The following is a 16,685-nucleotide window of genomic DNA, read 5'->3' on the forward strand; positions in this document are numbered from 1 at the left end:
AAAGATGAATACAACTATTTTCAATCGTATGGCTTTTTCTGCTATGCTGGTCGGCTTCATAGGGCTGACATCTTGTAACAAAAATGATGAACCTACGCCTACTCCTCAAGAGGTTCAGCAACATTTCACCTTTGTGCATTATGTGGACAAAAGTGCTTATGTAGGGACATTCAGTGATTTGACTCCTCAAGCAACCGACAATAAGAAAGCATTTGAATTCGGGTTCGGTTGCTATCTCTTTGCTAAGGGTAATACAGTGCTTGTACCCGAAGGGAAATTTGGGGATAAGATACATAAGTTTACAAGAGGTGCCCATGGAGAACTGATAAAAGCAGGTACTATGACATTTGAACAGATGGCTCAACCCGGAGAAATTAACTTCGTTGATGAACAGCGGGCATACGTTGCTTTGCACGGACGTGGAAAAATTGCGTTAATTAATACTTCAACATTGCAAAAGGAAGATGAAATTGACCTCTCGTCTTATGCGGTTCAAGACAACAATCCTGATCCCGGCTGTAATGTCATCCGTGATGGAAAGATGTATGTTGCCCTCAATCAGCTCAATTCACCTCATACCTCCGTACCGAGTACTGGAGCAGAGGTAGCTATCATTGATCTCAAGACGAAAAAGACTGAAGTTATCAAAGATAACCGCACAAGTGTTGTAGGATTGTTCCGCCATTCTGACGCCTTCATAGACGAGCGGGGTGACATCTACTTTTACAGTGCGGGTAACAACTTCAATGTTGCCAATAAGGAAGGTTTCCTGCGTATCCGCAAAGGAAGCGACAAATGGGATAGCGATTATCTGTTCAACCTATCGAAGACAACCATAAAAGGAATAGGCAAAACAGGGCAGTATATGATTAAGTCTTTCTATGCAGGTAATGGTATTGTGTATAGTTGCGTGAAAGTAACGGATACAGAATTTGGAATACTCAAGAAAGACTTCCAACCTGTGAAAATCGACATTTGGAACAAAACCATCGAAAAACTTGATTTGCCAATGACCGACAGCAATGGCTCTTTTGCTATAACTCGCTACAAGGACTTCATCGTCTTTGGAATGATATGTAACAATGGTACGGGGTATTACACCTACAATACCAAGACAGGCGAATGCTCGCAAAAACCAATTGTTACTGCCATAGGAGTTCCTTCAAGTTTAGTCGCATTTGAGTAAACTCTCATTAAAAACATTTCTCATGGAGCTATTGGTTCTTTTTTTGAGAGTAATACGGATAAAAACTTGCAATAATTCAAGTTTTTATCCGTGTTTGTTTGTAACTTTGCAAAAAGACATGATAAAATGACCATAGAATTTTGTGCAATCAATAAGCCTGAAGATTGGATGGAAATGGTTGCCGAACAATTTGGCACATCAGTAATAAACGATGGATTTACCATTCCTTCTTCTATTGGTAGTGGATTCTTCAAACAATATTATCCTCTGCCATGGTTAACATTGACTTATATCAGTTTCGTAGCGTACGAGCCGATAACTATGATACGTCGCTCAGTAGAAAACTCGAAATGGATTCCTGTCATGTTCTATATCAATGAGCATAAACACGAGCAGATAATTGGAACAAGTACAAAAACGGTCGGAGTGGACACGCTCGATGGCATTTTCATGCCTTCAAGTAGCATCCCGACTGAGTGGAGTTTTCCTCCAAAGAAACGATACGAAAATATTACACTGACTTTCAATAAGGATTGGATTGAGAAGATTGATGCAGCACATGAAACCTATATCGGTCGGCTTCTCCAATCGGACAAGGCTTTTTATTTGTTTGAGACCATTACACCTGCAATGCAACAGGTCTTGGATAACATTAAGTCTATAACTGAAATCAACAATCCTTTTTCAACGCTTCATTTGCATGGAAAAACTATGGAATTACTGACAATGTTCCTTGAAAAGCTCGAAAAACGTTCGGAAGTAAAATCTCTTGCCAACCTAAACTTGAATGATGTTGAATCAGTATTCCGTGTTCGTCGCCAGATTCTTCAAAGTCTCAGTAATGTACCGAGTATTCCCGAATTGGCGCGTGAAGCCAATATGAGCAGTTCCAAATTACAAAAGTGCTTCAAGCAGGTTATTGGAAAAGCCATCGCAGAATATGCCCTATCCGAAAAGATGGAATGGGCAAAACGACTGCTTTCCACTCGCCTCTACTCGGTGTCAGAAGTAGGCTATAAAGTTGGATATACTAACCTCAGTCATTTCACAGAGGCTTTCTGCAAATATCACAGGATGAAACCTAAGCAATATCTTGATTCATTATAAGTTTTACACAAATATTACTTGCATTTTGAGGGTTATTTTGCCCTAAACAATCTTTCGAACTTAGCCTGCAAAAACATCAGGCAATGAAAATAACGACATTTAAGTTTCATTTTTTTGCCAGAGTAACAATTTTATCATTGTCTTTTGGTATTTCTGTTTATTATTTAGTCGAACTCTTGTATGCTCTCGATACCTGCAATTGTATCAGTAATGGAGAAATTGGTATGGAGGAATTGGCACACACACTCTCTGAAATCTTCGGAGTGGAGATAAAGAACTGCTACAACGTATATATGAATATAAAGCATCGCAAAGATGACAGTCGCACTTATTTTCTTGACGAACTCCGTGAAAAAATCAATAAGCGGATGGTGGGGAGCGACCTGAAAGGCGGCTAGTTCAAGAAGTAGTAAATCAAAAGGGAGATATTCCGACTCTGTAATATCTCCCTTCATTCATTCTTTGATAAGCACTTCCAACTTTTTGGCTATATCCTCTGAGGTTGGAAGCACTTGTTTCCGTATTTAATGCATTATGAGAAAATAGGCTATAATATTAATATACTCAATTTTGAACGAAATCGTGGTGAGATTTACAGAGATCATACCTTTGATTCTTGTTGGGAATAATCAAATCCATAATAAATGATGTATAGATGAAAGGATTACATTTTGATTAAATGAGCAAGCTTCGGATCATTCTTAATACGCATAATCTCTAAATCAACTAACGAGAGAATTTCTTCCTTGACTTTGCGATAGTTAGCTTCGATGGTCTCTTTGAGATTATCGGAGCCATCTTTATTTGTAAAGTCTACTATCACAGGTATGGGCTGATAGGCTTTCATCTCAGCAGAAACCTTTGCACTATCAACTACTATCTCTGCATGGAAAATCTTTTGGTCGATGCGTTCGTCGAAATTATCGGAAACAGCACCCACAAACATTCCTTGTGTGAGGTTAGAAATCTTGCTAGCAGGGATTAGACTATCCATCTGTGTGGAGATAGAGGTGGACTTGTCATTGCGGTTGATGGTCATGGATTGGCGTTGCTGGAGTACCTTTCCAAACCGCTCAGAAAGTGTCTTAGCTGTTTCTCCCACCACTTGTCCAGAGAACACGTTACCTACAGTGTTCTGTATTACCTTGCTCTCCTTGTCTCCATAATCACGGGTAAGTTGTGAGAAGTCCTGAAAGCCCAAACATACGGCAACTTTATTGCTTCGTGCAGTAGCAATGAGGTTGTCAAGCCCACGAAAGTAGATGGTTGGCAACTCATCGATAATCACCGAGGATTTGAGTTGCTTCTTCTTGTTGATGAGCTTCACAATACGACTGTTGTAAAGTCCAAGTGCAGCCGAATAGATATTCTGGCGGTCGGGGTTGTTACCCACAACAAGGACTTTCGGCTCGTTAGGGTTATTGATATCAAGCGAAAAATCATCACCTGTCATCACCCAATAAAGTGCAGGAGAAATCATACGAGATAGTGGTATCTTAGCACTGGCAATCTGCCCTTGCAGCTGGTCTTGTGCTCCGCCCTCCCAAGCGTCCATAAAGGGAGAAAGGTAATTGGCAAGTTCATCGTAGGAAGTAAGTATCGGGAAAATCTGTGCGTAGGGACGGTTCAGGAACTCTATGGCATGAGGAAAGGTGCAATACTTTCCGTTCTCATAGATTTTGAGGAACCAGATGATGGCGGCGAGCAAGATAATCGGCGACTCCACAAAGAAATCACCCTGTTTTTGTATCCACGAACGGTTCAAGTTGAGCATGATGGTGTAGGCACTCTCGTAAGCGTCCGATATATCCGTCATAAAGGCAGGATTGATGGGATTGCACCGATGCGACTTTCTCGGATCATCGAAGTTGATTACATAGAACTGCGGTTTCACCTTGTAGGACTCCAAATGATGAAGCAGGTGATTGTAGGCAATCTCCGACAAATCCGGGAACTTGTAGTCGTAAATATACATGGCAAAGCCTTTCTCTATCTGCTGCTTGATGTAGTTGTTCACGATAGCGTAGGATTTACCAGAACCCGGTGTACCGAGCACCATTGAGGCACGGAACGGATTGACCACGTTAATCCAACCGTTGTTCCACTTCTTCTTATAGTAGAAGCGTGTAGGAAGATTGACGGAGTATTCATTTTCCATCAACTGAGTTTCCTGCATAAAACTCTCGTTCTCTGTATTGAAAACATCGTCCATCAGGTTGTTTTTGAGTAGTCGGCTCATCCATACGCCACCCATCAGCAGACAGATATAGCCAACGGACAGCGTAAATATATAGAGGGAAGCTACCCCGATCTTGCCGATGGGCAATACCAACAGCCACCAGTTGAGAAAGAAGAATACAAAGCCAGAGAAAAGCACCATCCAAATCTTCGGCCACGTAATTTTCTCTTCCTTCACGCCCTTTGTTCCCAAACATGAGAGAGCAAGAAAAACCACGCAAAAGAGTTTTGTCCAGAGGATAGACGAAAATAATCCCGTCGTTCGCTGGAAATTTATCAGTATCTTATTGATGATACCAAATGTGAAGTGCCACTGCTGAAATGCCTCGTAGCAGAACCAATAACAGTTGATAAGGAGGAATATCACCGATATGCCTCGCATAAAGTCCATGACTTTACCTAATGCCCTTAAATCATCTTCTTGTGCCATAATAATATTATTTTGTAGCCTCCCCCAACCCCTCCGAACCAACGGTCTCTGACCAAAGGAAAGAAAGGGAGGGGAGATAGAAATGCTTGTTTATTTAATGTTTTTTTGTCTAATATTTACCTTGCTTTGCTTGCGGAGCTTACGCTGCCATGCAGCCTCCTTCCAATCATCGTTGCCCGTAGATAGGAAAGAACCATCTGCCATATCTTCAATAAGTTCATCGACAAGGTTGTCGCTTTCCTCCGTATTTAGCTGCGAAGGGTGAACGGTTGCAGATTGAACCAAACGGACAGAAAGACAGCCATACAGCGTTTCATCCGAGAATGGGTTGTCCGTTGGATTGGAGAAATAGCCATTGAATACATTGGCGGCATATCCTTTGCCCAATCGGGAGCCATTGAGCGCAATGCCCTCTTTATCGTCAATAAAGGTAATGCCATAGATACGACCGCTTTCATTCTTTCGGATTGTCACACGCAACCCCTGTTCCTCCAGTCTTTGTCGGAGTTTTTCTTCTGTATCAGGAGAAGTACGCATAACTCCCAAAACCTTCCTTCTAATGGTTGGTATCAGTGGTTTGATGGCTTGCTTCGATTTCTGCACCTTGTTCTGCACGGCAGTATAGCCCACACCACGGCCGATGTCTGAGGCATGGATGGGTGTGCTTGCCTTGCCCCCCTTGTCATCAGTCGGAACATAGACCAACCCATCGTATTTCTTTCCCCGGAATTCCGTCTTCACTTCTTCCACGGCAAGATTATATTTACTCAGTACGGCATTGAGCTCGCCCAAGGAGCAGAAACGATAATGTTTCAGCACCATGCGAACAACGCTTGCCACCTGCTCCTTGATATTCCCTTTTGTGGTATCCACCTTGGGCGTTTCTGCTACAGCCTTCTCAGTAATCTTTGAACTTGGAATGAGACCAAACCTCTTTTCCAAGGCATCGGTAATCTGCTTGCTCCTTCGCTTCTCGAAGCGGTCGTCAATCTTCCTTCCTTTACTGTCTACCCGAAGTGATACGATGTGGATATGCTCACGAGCGATGTCGTTGTGCTTGAACACGATATAAGGCTGCTTGCCATAGCCGAGTGCTTCCATATACTCCTTAGCAATCTGCATAAGTGTTTCATCGGATAGTTTCTCGTCCGGGTGAGGATTGAGCGAACAGTGGAACACCATTTTCTTGGTACGGCAGTTCTTCGGTATCAATGCCTCCATATCTGCAAACACTTCCTCTATCGTATAACGTCCCTCCTTGCTCTGATACAATTCAGCGGTAAGAAGAATACTCGCTTCTCCTTTTTCCACCTTTTTGAAGTTGTAGCCGAGTGCACCTCCAAGGTTCTCTGTGGCAGAAATCTTCGCTATCATCTTTCTAACTAAATTCTCAATACTTCTTCTTTCTATAATCAATGGTTAGATTGATAGCCTGCTCTTGCAAGGCAATGATTTGAGCCGACAAATTTTCTAATTTTTCAAGCATAATCTGTGCAGTTTTTACACTGTGGTAGCTGTTGATGGCACGCACGGCTTGGTTATACAGCACACCAATCTTATGGATTTGCGCCGTCAGTTCTGAGAGTTTTCGGTAATACTCCACAGCGGATTTATCCACCATGATGACCTTAAAACTCTCTCCAAGGATACGACCACGCACAAAATCCGACTTGGTTTCCGCACCTGATTTATGGAACAAATCAATTGCCCGTTGCTGGTCTTTGGGCTTGGGAAGACGGGTATCCCATCTGTCCCATCGTTCTATCTTTTCGTTCATTGTTTTTATCCTTATCTAATTACGACTTTGGAGTAATTCTCTCCCCTTCGGGGCAAGGGTCTTTGTCGGCAGAAACGGAGTTTGTCGGACAAAGACACACCTTGCCAATATTAAGAGTTGATACGATTGAAGTATCCACCCTTTTGGGGTGTCTGCTTCGGGACGTTACCTCCATGTATTATTCTCACCTGCAAAGTTACGGCGGATTTTCAAATATCTCATTATCAATGATATTCACTCTTTTTCCTTGCATTTCCCTATACTTCACAGGTAGTTGAAACTTATGATAAAACCTTGTTATTTTGCAACCAGATTCAGTTGAAAGACAGCTTGAAACCTATATGGATGAAGAGTCCAAAATAATGATTTTAACTTCAAAAATCTCAATCAAGAAAGGTTTGAACTGCGGATAGTTTTATGTTTTTGAGCTGAGTCAAAATTGAGCTGGGTCAAAACCAGACTTTTAGGTCGAGTCAAAAATATGGTTTCAACAACAAATATGACATGACTTGTCAGTCAAGATATACATTAACTTATAACATAAGTAACAACCGACTATGAATATGGAAAAGAAGAAAAACAATCCCATCTATCTGGGCTTCGCCTCACAGAAAGGCGGAGTTGGCAAAAGCAGCCTTGCCGAAGTGCTAGCTTCCATACTATATTACGAGAAGAACATCTCCCTTGCCGTCGTGGATTGCGACGGTACGCAGGAATCTTTCTATAAACTCCGCGAACGCGACAGAGACCTAATCGAGTCCTCACCCGAACTGGGCAAGGAACTTCATGAACGCCTGTCGCGCTACGGCAAGAAATCGTATCATATCATCAGAAGCAAACCAGAAAGAGCCGTTTCCGATGTCATGAAATACTTTCGTAAAATGAAGACGGCGCCGCAACTGATTATCTTTGACTTTCCTGGTCATGCCCTTACCAGTGCCATGATGGATTTGTCCATTACGATGGACTACATCATCTCACCTATAGAAGCCGACCCACAGTCGCTGGCTTCGAGTTTTGCATACGCCAAGACAATCAGGGACTTGGGTGTCGGGTTTGAAGGCTCACGCATTCAGGACTTCTTCCTGCTTTGGAACAAAATCAACCGCAGTGCCAGTACCATGGTCATCGACCTGTTTAGTCAGAATGCTGAGGAACAGGGACTGCCGATTTTCGATACCCGTATCTACAACTCCGTCCGATTCAGCAGGGAATTAGCACAAGGGGGTGTCAAAGGTGTATTCCGCTGCTCCTACCTGCCCCCTGCACCTGCTCTCCGTCCTCAGACTGGAGTGGATGAGTGGGTAATGGAGGTCATGGAGAAACTCAACCTGAAAACTGAGAACGGCGTATGAAATCACTGAAAGAGCAACGTGAAAAGCTGCTTCAAGCGAAATTGGAGGAGATGGCAGATATTGGTGTCAAGAAGCGCACAGAGGAGAACACACCAGACTTTGACGACCCCATTGATTTAGATGATGATTCAGACTCTGTGGAAGAAGATGCAAGTGCCTCTCTTTCTAAGATTGACGAACAGGAGGAAATACCGGAAGACACTTCGTTTAATGGCAGCAATGCCAAAACAGCGCAGCCCTTGAAAAGAAAGAGAAATGCCAGAGCGAAGGATTCTTCCCCAGCAATGGACTTTCCTGAATACGAACAGCGATTTCTGACGGGTGTCCGCAATGGGCGCAATAAGTCGGGTTTCAGTATCCATACTGAGATACTCCAGATACTGCGTGATGTGCTGAACGACATCAGATCGGAGGCTTCCATCACGGGGTATATTGAGAATATCCTTCTCGATCATTTGAAAACGTATCAGGATTTGTTGAACCATACCGCCTCACAACGCAGGCGCGATAAAACCATAGACTTATGATAATCAATTTATTGTTAGGCGTATTGCTTTTGCTGGGTATAGCGTGGATAGCTCTCGGCATCGCATACTTTTGGAGGTTATTTCAAGATTTGGCAGCCCAATCAGGGAAGAATACACCAAAGCAGAAAGGAAACGGGCACGGCACAAGTCTCAATACATCCGTTTCCCAAGAGCAGATTGACAATGCACGTCACGTTTTGGTGGGTAGGAGCAAGCCTTTTCATTCCCACTCTATCTCCAAAGTTCCCGCTGTTTCCTCCTCTGAAAATCCAGATGAAAAACCTAATACTTTTGCAGAGAAAAACTCACCTGTACCCGAAGAAATAAAAGAAGCGGAAGGTACAGAAGAGGACAATGAAATGCAGGTTGACTATACAATGGACGAATCTGACGAAGACACTATCATCCGTGAGGAACTGCAAATCGTCGATGCAGTGATGCCAGAAATTTCACCGTCCGCTATTCTTGCACGGGAAGTAGTCCGTATTACTGGCTGGCACAAAAATGACGACACGCTTGATGAGGAAAGCGAAACCGAAGTGCAGGATACGCTGCAAAGCATACGGGGCACACAGCTCATGGACTATATCAAAGAGGCAACGCTTAAGCAGGAGAAAGACCATCAAAAGCTACTTGCTGCCATCCGTAAAGCAGAAGAAGCAGAAATGACGAACGAAGAAACAATATCTCCCGAGTCTAATTCTGCACAAGAGAATAGCGATGCATCGGAAGATGACGAGCGTCCACTTTCATACTATCTGTAAAACTATTGTTTTTGTTCATATTGTACAGTGTTCGAGGGGTGGCTCAAAAGTAAAACAATCAAACTATATCTGTCATACAATAAAACCGAGCCACCCCTTACCATCTCTCCCGAAAAGAAAATAATTCATTTAACAACTTAAAATAAAAAGAACAATGAACAACAAAAAGAAAATCACAATGCTACTCCTGACGGCTACCACCATAGGAGCATACGCACAAGGCAATGGTATTGCCGGTATCAATGAAGCTACAAAAATGGTAACCTCCTACTTCGATCCCGGCACGAAACTCATTTATGCCGTAGGGGCGGTAGTGGGGTTGATTGGAGGCATTAAAGTGTACAACAAGTTCTCAAGTGGTGACCCCGATACGAGCAAGACCGCAGCCTCTTGGTTCGGTGCGTGTATCTTCCTCATTGTGGCAGCCACTATCTTGAGAAGCTTCTTCTTGTAAGGCGATGGCAGCATTTGAAATCAACAAGGGTGTAGGCCGGACGGTAGAGTTCAAGGGCTTGAAGGCGCAGTACCTCTTCCTCTTTGCAGGAGGCTTGCTGGCAGTCTTCATTCTCGTGGTCATTCTCTATCTCTGTGGAGTCAGCCAAATTACCTGTCTTGTCATAGGTGTAGTGGGTGCCAGCCTTGTGGTATGGCAAACGTTCACCATGAATAGAAAGTACGGGCAATATGGGCTGATGAAAAAGGGAGCGGTGCATATGCACCCACGCTACCTTGTAAACCGCCGTACGGTCTTCCACCTTATCCGTAATCTTCAACCAAAGAAAGCAAAGAAATGAGAAACAAAAGCAAGATAACGACCCTGGAGTCGAAGTTCCCGCTGCTCTCCGTCGAGCAGGGCTGCATGGTGAGCAAAGATGCTGACATCACGGTGGCTTTCCGTGTGGAACTGCCCGAACTCTTTACCGTCACCTCTACAGAATACGAAGCAATGCACTCTGCCTGGCATAAGGCAATCAAGGTGCTACCCAATTACAGCATCGTACACAAGCAGGACTGGTTCATTAAGGAAGACTATCAAGGAAAGCTCTCCGATGGTGGATTGAGCTTCCTTGCCCGTTCCTCTGAGCGGCATTTCAACGAGCGTCCGTATCTCCACCACTCAGTCTATCTCTTCCTGACCAAGACCAACAAGCAGCGTATGGCGCAGCAGAGTAATTTTTCTTCGCTTTGCCGTGGACACCTGCTACCAAAAGAGATTACCAACAAGGATGAAGTGATGAAGTTCATGGAAGCCGTAGACCAGTTCGAGCGTATCATCAACGATACCGAGCAGATAAGGATTGTCCGCATGACAGAAGAAGAGTTAGTTGGCACAAATGAAAAAGGAGGACTACTCGACAGGTATTTCTCTTTATCTGAAGAAGGGCATGCGTCTTTGGAGGACATCCGTCTGGGCGCAGACCTTGTGCGTGTGGGAGATAATATGCTTTGTCTGCATACACTCTCCGACACGGATGACCTGCCTACAACGGTCAGCACGGACAGCCGATATGAACGGTTATCCACTGACAGGAACGACTGCCGCCTGTCCTTTGCCTCGCCTGTGGGCTTGATGCTGCCGTGCAACCATATCTATAACCAGTATCTCTTCATCGAAGACAGCGATGCCAACTTGGAACGCTTCGAGAAGCAGGCAAGGAATATGCACTCGCTGGCACGCTACAGCCGTAGCAACCAAATCAACGAGGAGTGGATACAGGAGTATCTCAATATTGCTCACTCACAGGGGCTGACATCTATCCGTGCCCACTTCAACGTGCTGGCATGGAGTAGCGATAAGGAAGAACTTCGCCAGATTAAGAATGACGTGGGCTCTGCACTTGCTCTTATGGAATGCCACCCACGCCACAACACCATTGATGCGGCAACGCTCTACTGGGCAGGCATTCCCGGCAATGCCGCAGACTTTCCCGCAGAAGAGTCATTCTATACTTTCATCGAGCCTGCCCTCTGCTTCTTTACGGCAGAGACGAACTATAAGGACTCGCTATCACCCTTCGGTATCAAGATGGCAGACCGCCTGTCGGGAAAACCTGTTCATCTGGATATATCGGATTTGCCGATGAAAAAGGGAGTCATTACCAATCGTAACAAGTTTATTTTGGGTCCTTCGGGCAGTGGTAAGTCTTTCTTTACCAACCACATGGTACGTCAGTATTACGAACAGGGGGCGCACGTCCTCTTGGTCGATACAGGTAACTCATATCAAGGCTTGTGTGAACTTATCCACCGCAAGACCAAAGGTGAGGACGGCGTATATTTCACCTATACCAATGAAAGTCCTATATCTTTCAACCCTTTTTATACGGATGATTACTTCTTCGATGTAGAGAAAAGGGAGAGTATCTGCACGCTGCTGCTCACACTTTGGAAGAGTGCAGATGAGCATATCACTAAGACCGAGGCTGGCGAACTTGGTTCAGCCGTAAACTCCTATATCGAGCTGATATGTGCTGACCACAGCGTTACACCCTGTTTTAATACCTTCTATGAGTATCTGCGAGACGTGTACCGCAAGGATATGGAAAAGCGAGACATCAAAGTGACGCTCTCGGACTTCAATATCAACAACCTTCTGACGACACTCAAGCAATATTATCGTGGCGGTCGTTACGACTTTCTTTTGAACTCGAATAAAAATATCGACCTGCTGAGTAAACGCTTCATCGTCTTTGAAATCGACCAAGTGAAGGACAATAAGGACCTCTTTCCCGTGGTAACGATTATCATCATGGAAGCCTTCATCAACAAGATGCGCCGATTAAAGGGTATCCGCAAGATGATACTCATTGAGGAAGCGTGGAAAGCCATTGCTTCGGCAAACATGGCGGACTATATCAAGTATCTCTATAAGACGGTGAGAAAATATTTTGGGGAAGCTATTGTCGTAACGCAGGAGGTAGACGATATCATCCAGTCGCCCATTGTCAAAGAAAGTATCATCAACAACTCCGACTGCAAGATACTGCTCGACCAGCGCAAGTACATGACCAAGTTCGACGGCATACAGGCGATGCTCGGTCTTTCGGAAAAGGAAAAGAGCCAGATACTCTCCATCAACCAGAACAACGACCCGAATCGACTCTACAAGGAGGTGTGGATAGGCTTGGGCGGTATGCAGAGTGCCGTCTATGCTACGGAAGTGAGCATGGAGGAATACCTGACCTATACCACGGAGGAAACCGAGAAGGTGGAGGTGATGAACAGGGCGGCACAACTCAGTGGTGATATCGAAACGGCTATCCGTCAGCTTGCCATAGAGAAAAGAAACAATAAAAAGAAATAAGTACAAACCATCAAAACTATAGCAACAATGAAAAAGTACATTTTCATGGCTCTCTTAGGATTGAGCCTTTCTGTTCCCAAAGCCCACGCACAGTGGGTAGTAACCGACCCTGGCAATTTTGCCGGCAACATCGTCAATTCGGTCAAGGAGATAGCCACCGCCTCGAAGACAGTGAAGAATACCCTTGACGGTTTTAAGGAAGTGGAAAAACTCTACAACGACACCAAGAAGTATTATGATGCCCTAAAGAAGGTGAATAACCTTATAGGAGATGCCTACAAGGTCAAGGAGTGCATTCTGATGGTGGGCGACATCTCTGAGATTTACGTCACCTCCTATAAGAAGATGCTTTCGGACAAGAACTTCCGCCCTTCGGAACTCGCTGCGATGGCTTCGGGCTATGCCAAACTCTTGGAGCAGAGTGGTGAGAGTCTCAAAGAACTAAAGTCCATCGTCAAGAGTAATGTCTTCTCGATGAACGACCACGAACGAATGCAGGCAATCGACCGTATTTATACCACACTGAGGGAAAATCGCTCGCTCGTATCCTACTACACAAGGAAAAACATCTCTGTAAGCTATGTGCGTGCAAGGGAAAAGAACAACCTTGCCTCTGTTAAGGCACTCTATGGTAATACGGCAAGCAGGTATTGGTAAATCCACAGACAAAAAAGAACTTGAAAGAACTTTCATAAAAAACTTTTGCTTATGGATTTTGCCAGTTTACATGAGCTACTACGCTCAACCTATGACGAGATGATGCCGCTCTGTGCCCAGATGACGGGTATTGCCAAAGGCATTGCAGGCTTGGGTGCGCTCTTTTATATTGCTCTTCGGGTATGGGCTTCCATTGCCCGTGCCGAGGCGATAGACGTCTTTCCGCTTCTCCGACCTTTTGTCTTAGGCTTTTGTATAATGTTCTTTCCGACAGTCGTACTGGGTACGATGAATGCCGTTCTCTCGCCCGTAGTGCAGGGAACGGAGATGATGGTACACCAGCAAGAGGGGAACCTTGCAGAACTTACTGCCAAGCGAGACAAGTTGCAAGAGGAAGCCTACCTTAGGAATCCTGAAACAGCCTACCTTGTCTCCAACGAGAAGTTCGATGAGAAGATTGAGGACATGGGTATCATCGGACCTGAAGATGCTGTGACGATAGCGGGTATGTATGCCGAGCGTGCAGCCTATCAGACCAAGCAGTGGATCATGAAGATGGTACACGACCTTTTGGAACTTCTGTTCCATGCTGCAGGGCTTATCATCGACACGCTACGCACCTTCATACTCATCGTTCTTGCCATTCTCGGTCCGATAGTCTTCGGCATAGCCGTATGGGATGGTCTTGCTGGTTCACTTACGGCATGGTTCTCACGCTATATCTCTGTCTACCTGTGGCTGCCTGTTAGCTCTATTCTAACGGCACTGCTTACGAAAATACAGGTGCTGATGGTACAGAAGGATATCGAAGCGCTCAGTGATCCTAACTACCTGCCTGATTCGGGGACGTGGTACTACATCGTCTTCTTCCTTATCGGTATTGTGGGCTACTTCTGTGTACCTACCGTGGCAGGCTGGATTATCGAAGCAGGAGGTGGTATCGGCTCATACGGTCGTAATGTCAACCAGACAGCACAGCATGGTGCGCAAGGCGCATATACCGGTGGCAAGGCTGCCATGGCTGGCGCAGGTGCTGCTGTGGGAAATGTCGGTGGACGTATCAAGGGTGCACTGCTCAAAGGAAAATAATCAATCAAAAAAAAGAAAAAAATGGAATTCAAATCACTTGGTAATATCGAGACCTCATTCAGACACATAAGACTCTATGCCTTTGTCTTTGCCATCGTCTGCGTGGCAGTAAGCGGTTATGCCGTCTATGCCTCATACAGCTTCGCAAAGGAGCAGAGGGAGAAAATCTATGTGCTTGATCAGGGAAAGTCGCTCATGCTGGCTCTCAGTCAGGATGCAAGTCGTAATCGTCCCGTAGAGGCAAGAGAGCATGTGCGTCGTTTTCATGAACTGTTCTTCACCATTGCACCCGACAAGGATGCCATTGAGAAGAATATGGAGCGTGCCTTCGTGCTGTGTGACAAGTCGGCTTTCAACTATTACAAAGACTTGGCAGAGAAGGGCTATTATAACCGTGCCATATCGGGCAATGTCAATCAGCGCATAGAGGTGGACTCTATCCACTGCAACTTTAATACTTACCCTTATGCGGTAACAACCTATGCACGGGAGTTTATCGTCCGTCAGAGTAACGTTACAGAGCGCAGTCTTGTTACGACCTGCACGCTGCAGAACTCTGTCCGTTCGGACAATAACCCGCAAGGCTTCCTGATGGAGAACTTCCTCGTCAAGGAGAACAGGGATATACAGACCTATAAAAGATAAGGCTATGGCAAGGAAAAGAAACTTTTTACTCTCACGTCACTATCTGCGCTTTCACCTATGGCTCCGCCATCGTTGTGAACGGCTCACGATAAGGCAGAGAAAGGAAATCGTCTATGGGCTGAGCTTCATCTATCTGCTCTGCTCACTCTGGATGATAGCGCAGTTTTTCCTTCCTCCAAAGAAAGAAAAACTACCCATCCCCATGGGAAAGCTGACGGACAGTCCGATACGGACGGACAGTACTTTACAAGAGTTACACGGCAATTTTTACCTACAACATCATCAAACAATCAAGGAAAATGGATAATAAACAGAAAGAACAAATGAAGAAAGGCTTGGTCTTCGGAGGATTAGGACTGCTGTTTGCCCTTTCAATGTGGTTTATCTTCGCACCTTCGAGCAAGGATAAGACTGCAGCGGAGCAGGGACTCAATGACAGCATCCCGCAGGCAACGACAGAAAAGCTCACCGAGAACAAGCTCAAAGCCTATGAATTAGGCGACAAGGCACACGAGGAAGAACAGACCCGTGAGGAGATGGGCAGACTATCGGACTATTTCGCACAGAACACTGCTCCATCAGAGGAGCAGCGTGCAGAGACAGCTGCTTCTATGGCAAAGATAGAAAACTCCATGCATCGCTATGAGGAGAATAACCGTCTGCTGAACTCCTTTTACGCTCCCGACCCACACGAGCAGGAGCGTGAAGCCTTGCGTTCGGAGATAGATAACCTTAAAAAGGAACTCTCTGCCAAAGACAGTAGGGAGGACAATGAAGAGAAACGGCAGCTTGCCTTGATGGAAAAGAGCTATCAGATGGCAGCGAAGTATCTCCCCAAAGCATCAACTCCACCTACCTTCAATAATGGTCTGACGGTAGGAAAGGAGAAGACGGAAGACACTGTAGGTGGCTCTGAAGCCGCTAAGGGCAAGACCATGCAGAATGAAAAGCCTGCAATGGAAGTTCTGCCGGAGCGTAGGCAGATAGTATCTTCACTTGACCAGCCTATGAGCGATGTGTACTTTATGGAGGAATACGGCAAGAAGGCTCGTAATATGGGCTTTCATTCGCTTGCAAGCACGGCTGTACCTACGATGCGCAATACGCTGAAAGTAGTAGTGGACAGAACTACTGTTCTTAAGGAGGGTGACAATGTTGTGCTCCGTCTGCTTGAAAGTGCTAAGGTACAGGGACTGCACATTCCACGTCAAAGCCGGCTCATAGCCGTCGCTAAGATAGAAGGTAACCGTATGCACCTACTTATCAAAAGCATTGAGGTAGACGGGCATATCATAGCCGTCAAGCTCTCGGCATACGATACAGACGGACAGGAGGGCGTGTATATACCAGGTTCGGAGGATATCAATGCGCTTAAGGAAGTCGGAGCGAACATCGGTGGTTCAATGGGAACCTCCTTTACCTTCGCTTCCTCTGCCAAGGACCAGATTATCTCCGAGGCTGCCCGTGGGGTGATGCAGAGTGCAAGTCAGCTGCTTCAGAAGAAGCTGCGCACTATCAAGGTTACGCTCAAGGGTGGTTACCGCCTTTTCTTGGTTCAGTCCAAATAAAACAATCAAAAATGATAAGTAAAAAATAACATCAAAAC

At 45.2% G+C, this 16,685-nt stretch carries 17 protein-coding genes; 14 read left to right on the top strand and 3 right to left on the bottom strand.

Annotated elements, in window-relative coordinates:
* The first annotated feature begins 4 nt into the window (after positions 1 to 4).
* From HMPREF0669_RS00485 to HMPREF0669_RS10005, 3 genes are all read left to right on the top strand, one after another.
* Positions 5 to 1,186 (top strand): hypothetical protein, encoded by a 1,182-nt coding sequence (locus HMPREF0669_RS00485; RefSeq protein WP_009228965.1) that lies wholly within the window; start codon positions 5 to 7, stop codon positions 1,184 to 1,186.
* A 126-nt stretch (positions 1,187 to 1,312) separates the two neighbouring features.
* Positions 1,313 to 2,293: an AraC family transcriptional regulator gene (locus HMPREF0669_RS00490; RefSeq protein ID WP_009228964.1), complete on the top strand. Its 981-nt coding sequence runs from the start codon at positions 1,313 to 1,315 to the stop codon at positions 2,291 to 2,293.
* 83 nt (positions 2,294 to 2,376) lie between these two features.
* Positions 2,377 to 2,691 (top strand): RteC domain-containing protein, encoded by a 315-nt coding sequence (locus tag HMPREF0669_RS10005; RefSeq protein WP_009228963.1) that lies wholly within the window; start codon positions 2,377 to 2,379, stop codon positions 2,689 to 2,691.
* A 266-nt stretch (positions 2,692 to 2,957) separates the two neighbouring features.
* Here HMPREF0669_RS10005 and mobC read toward each other — a convergent pair whose 3' ends face one another.
* From mobC to HMPREF0669_RS00510, 3 genes are all read right to left on the bottom strand, one after another.
* On the bottom strand, positions 2,958 to 4,961 hold the full coding sequence (gene mobC / locus HMPREF0669_RS00500; RefSeq protein WP_009228962.1) for a conjugal transfer protein MobC: 2,004 nt from the start codon (positions 4,959 to 4,961) through the stop codon (positions 2,958 to 2,960).
* A 90-nt stretch (positions 4,962 to 5,051) separates the two neighbouring features.
* The gene (mobB, locus tag HMPREF0669_RS00505; protein WP_009228961.1) at positions 5,052 to 6,335 is read right to left on the bottom strand and encodes a conjugal transfer protein MobB; all 1,284 of its coding nucleotides are present in this window, start codon (positions 6,333 to 6,335) and stop codon (positions 5,052 to 5,054) included.
* A gap of 16 nt (positions 6,336 to 6,351) precedes the next feature.
* Positions 6,352 to 6,738, bottom strand: a complete 387-nt coding sequence (locus HMPREF0669_RS00510) for a hypothetical protein (RefSeq protein WP_009228960.1) — start codon at positions 6,736 to 6,738, stop codon at positions 6,352 to 6,354.
* A 557-nt stretch (positions 6,739 to 7,295) separates the two neighbouring features.
* On the opposite strand from HMPREF0669_RS00510, the gene HMPREF0669_RS00515 reads away from it, so the two are divergent.
* From HMPREF0669_RS00515 to traM, 11 genes are all read left to right on the top strand, one after another.
* On the top strand, positions 7,296 to 8,093 hold the full coding sequence (locus HMPREF0669_RS00515; RefSeq protein ID WP_020967878.1) for a ParA family protein: 798 nt from the start codon (positions 7,296 to 7,298) through the stop codon (positions 8,091 to 8,093).
* Positions 8,090 to 8,620, top strand: coding sequence for a DUF3408 domain-containing protein (locus HMPREF0669_RS00520; protein ID WP_009228958.1), 531 nt, complete (start codon positions 8,090 to 8,092; stop codon positions 8,618 to 8,620). Before HMPREF0669_RS00515 ends, HMPREF0669_RS00520 begins: the two co-directional genes overlap by 4 nt.
* Positions 8,617 to 9,384, top strand: coding sequence for a hypothetical protein (locus tag HMPREF0669_RS00525; protein ID WP_020967879.1), 768 nt, complete (start codon positions 8,617 to 8,619; stop codon positions 9,382 to 9,384). Before HMPREF0669_RS00520 ends, HMPREF0669_RS00525 begins: the two co-directional genes overlap by 4 nt.
* 154 nt (positions 9,385 to 9,538) lie before the next feature.
* Complete coding sequence (locus HMPREF0669_RS00530; RefSeq protein WP_009229094.1) at positions 9,539 to 9,838, top strand: DUF4134 domain-containing protein; 300 nt, start codon at positions 9,539 to 9,541, stop codon at positions 9,836 to 9,838.
* Positions 9,839 to 9,842: 4 nt separating this feature from the next.
* Positions 9,843 to 10,178, top strand: a complete 336-nt coding sequence (locus HMPREF0669_RS00535; protein WP_009229093.1) for a DUF4133 domain-containing protein — start codon at positions 9,843 to 9,845, stop codon at positions 10,176 to 10,178.
* Complete coding sequence (locus HMPREF0669_RS00540; RefSeq protein WP_009229092.1) at positions 10,175 to 12,688, top strand: TraG family conjugative transposon ATPase; 2,514 nt, start codon at positions 10,175 to 10,177, stop codon at positions 12,686 to 12,688. The genes HMPREF0669_RS00535 and HMPREF0669_RS00540 overlap by 4 nt, the downstream gene beginning before the upstream one ends.
* A gap of 27 nt (positions 12,689 to 12,715) precedes the next feature.
* The gene (locus HMPREF0669_RS00545; protein ID WP_004353763.1) at positions 12,716 to 13,345 is read left to right on the top strand and encodes a DUF4141 domain-containing protein; all 630 of its coding nucleotides are present in this window, start codon (positions 12,716 to 12,718) and stop codon (positions 13,343 to 13,345) included.
* 51 nt (positions 13,346 to 13,396) lie between these two features.
* Positions 13,397 to 14,434, top strand: coding sequence for a conjugative transposon protein TraJ (traJ, locus tag HMPREF0669_RS00550; protein ID WP_009229090.1), 1,038 nt, complete (start codon positions 13,397 to 13,399; stop codon positions 14,432 to 14,434).
* A 21-nt stretch (positions 14,435 to 14,455) separates the two neighbouring features.
* Positions 14,456 to 15,079 (top strand): conjugative transposon protein TraK, encoded by a 624-nt coding sequence (gene traK, locus HMPREF0669_RS00555; protein ID WP_009229089.1) that lies wholly within the window; start codon positions 14,456 to 14,458, stop codon positions 15,077 to 15,079.
* A 4-nt stretch (positions 15,080 to 15,083) separates the two neighbouring features.
* Positions 15,084 to 15,386, top strand: coding sequence for a hypothetical protein (locus HMPREF0669_RS10010; protein WP_084704695.1), 303 nt, complete (start codon positions 15,084 to 15,086; stop codon positions 15,384 to 15,386).
* Positions 15,379 to 16,647 carry a conjugative transposon protein TraM gene (traM, locus tag HMPREF0669_RS00560; RefSeq protein ID WP_009229088.1) on the top strand — a complete coding sequence of 423 codons (1,269 nt, stop codon included), beginning with the start codon at positions 15,379 to 15,381 and terminating at the stop codon, positions 16,645 to 16,647. Before HMPREF0669_RS10010 ends, traM begins: the two co-directional genes overlap by 8 nt.
* Positions 16,648 to 16,685: the final 38 nt, after the last annotated feature.

Origin of the sequence: Prevotella sp. oral taxon 299 str. F0039 (assembly GCF_000163055.2) — a bacterium.
In the GTDB taxonomy this organism is placed as follows: Bacteria; Bacteroidota; Bacteroidia; order Bacteroidales; family Bacteroidaceae; genus Prevotella.

Coding starts and splice junctions, on each gene's coding strand:
- HMPREF0669_RS00485 (WP_009228965.1), top strand. CDS start 5: ATGAATACAACTATTTTCAATCGTATGGCTTTTTCTGCTATGCTGGTC.
- HMPREF0669_RS00490 (WP_009228964.1), top strand. CDS start 1,313: ATGACCATAGAATTTTGTGCAATCAATAAGCCTGAAGATTGGATGGAA.
- HMPREF0669_RS10005 (WP_009228963.1), top strand. CDS start 2,377: ATGAAAATAACGACATTTAAGTTTCATTTTTTTGCCAGAGTAACAATT.
- mobC (WP_009228962.1), bottom strand. CDS start 4,961: ATGGCACAAGAAGATGATTTAAGGGCATTAGGTAAAGTCATGGACTTT.
- mobB (WP_009228961.1), bottom strand. CDS start 6,335: ATGATAGCGAAGATTTCTGCCACAGAGAACCTTGGAGGTGCACTCGGC.
- HMPREF0669_RS00510 (WP_009228960.1), bottom strand. CDS start 6,738: ATGAACGAAAAGATAGAACGATGGGACAGATGGGATACCCGTCTTCCC.
- HMPREF0669_RS00515 (WP_020967878.1), top strand. CDS start 7,296: ATGAATATGGAAAAGAAGAAAAACAATCCCATCTATCTGGGCTTCGCC.
- HMPREF0669_RS00520 (WP_009228958.1), top strand. CDS start 8,090: ATGAAATCACTGAAAGAGCAACGTGAAAAGCTGCTTCAAGCGAAATTG.
- HMPREF0669_RS00525 (WP_020967879.1), top strand. CDS start 8,617: ATGATAATCAATTTATTGTTAGGCGTATTGCTTTTGCTGGGTATAGCG.
- HMPREF0669_RS00530 (WP_009229094.1), top strand. CDS start 9,539: ATGAACAACAAAAAGAAAATCACAATGCTACTCCTGACGGCTACCACC.
- HMPREF0669_RS00535 (WP_009229093.1), top strand. CDS start 9,843: ATGGCAGCATTTGAAATCAACAAGGGTGTAGGCCGGACGGTAGAGTTC.
- HMPREF0669_RS00540 (WP_009229092.1), top strand. CDS start 10,175: ATGAGAAACAAAAGCAAGATAACGACCCTGGAGTCGAAGTTCCCGCTG.
- HMPREF0669_RS00545 (WP_004353763.1), top strand. CDS start 12,716: ATGAAAAAGTACATTTTCATGGCTCTCTTAGGATTGAGCCTTTCTGTT.
- traJ (WP_009229090.1), top strand. CDS start 13,397: ATGGATTTTGCCAGTTTACATGAGCTACTACGCTCAACCTATGACGAG.
- traK (WP_009229089.1), top strand. CDS start 14,456: ATGGAATTCAAATCACTTGGTAATATCGAGACCTCATTCAGACACATA.
- HMPREF0669_RS10010 (WP_084704695.1), top strand. CDS start 15,084: ATGGCAAGGAAAAGAAACTTTTTACTCTCACGTCACTATCTGCGCTTT.
- traM (WP_009229088.1), top strand. CDS start 15,379: ATGGATAATAAACAGAAAGAACAAATGAAGAAAGGCTTGGTCTTCGGA.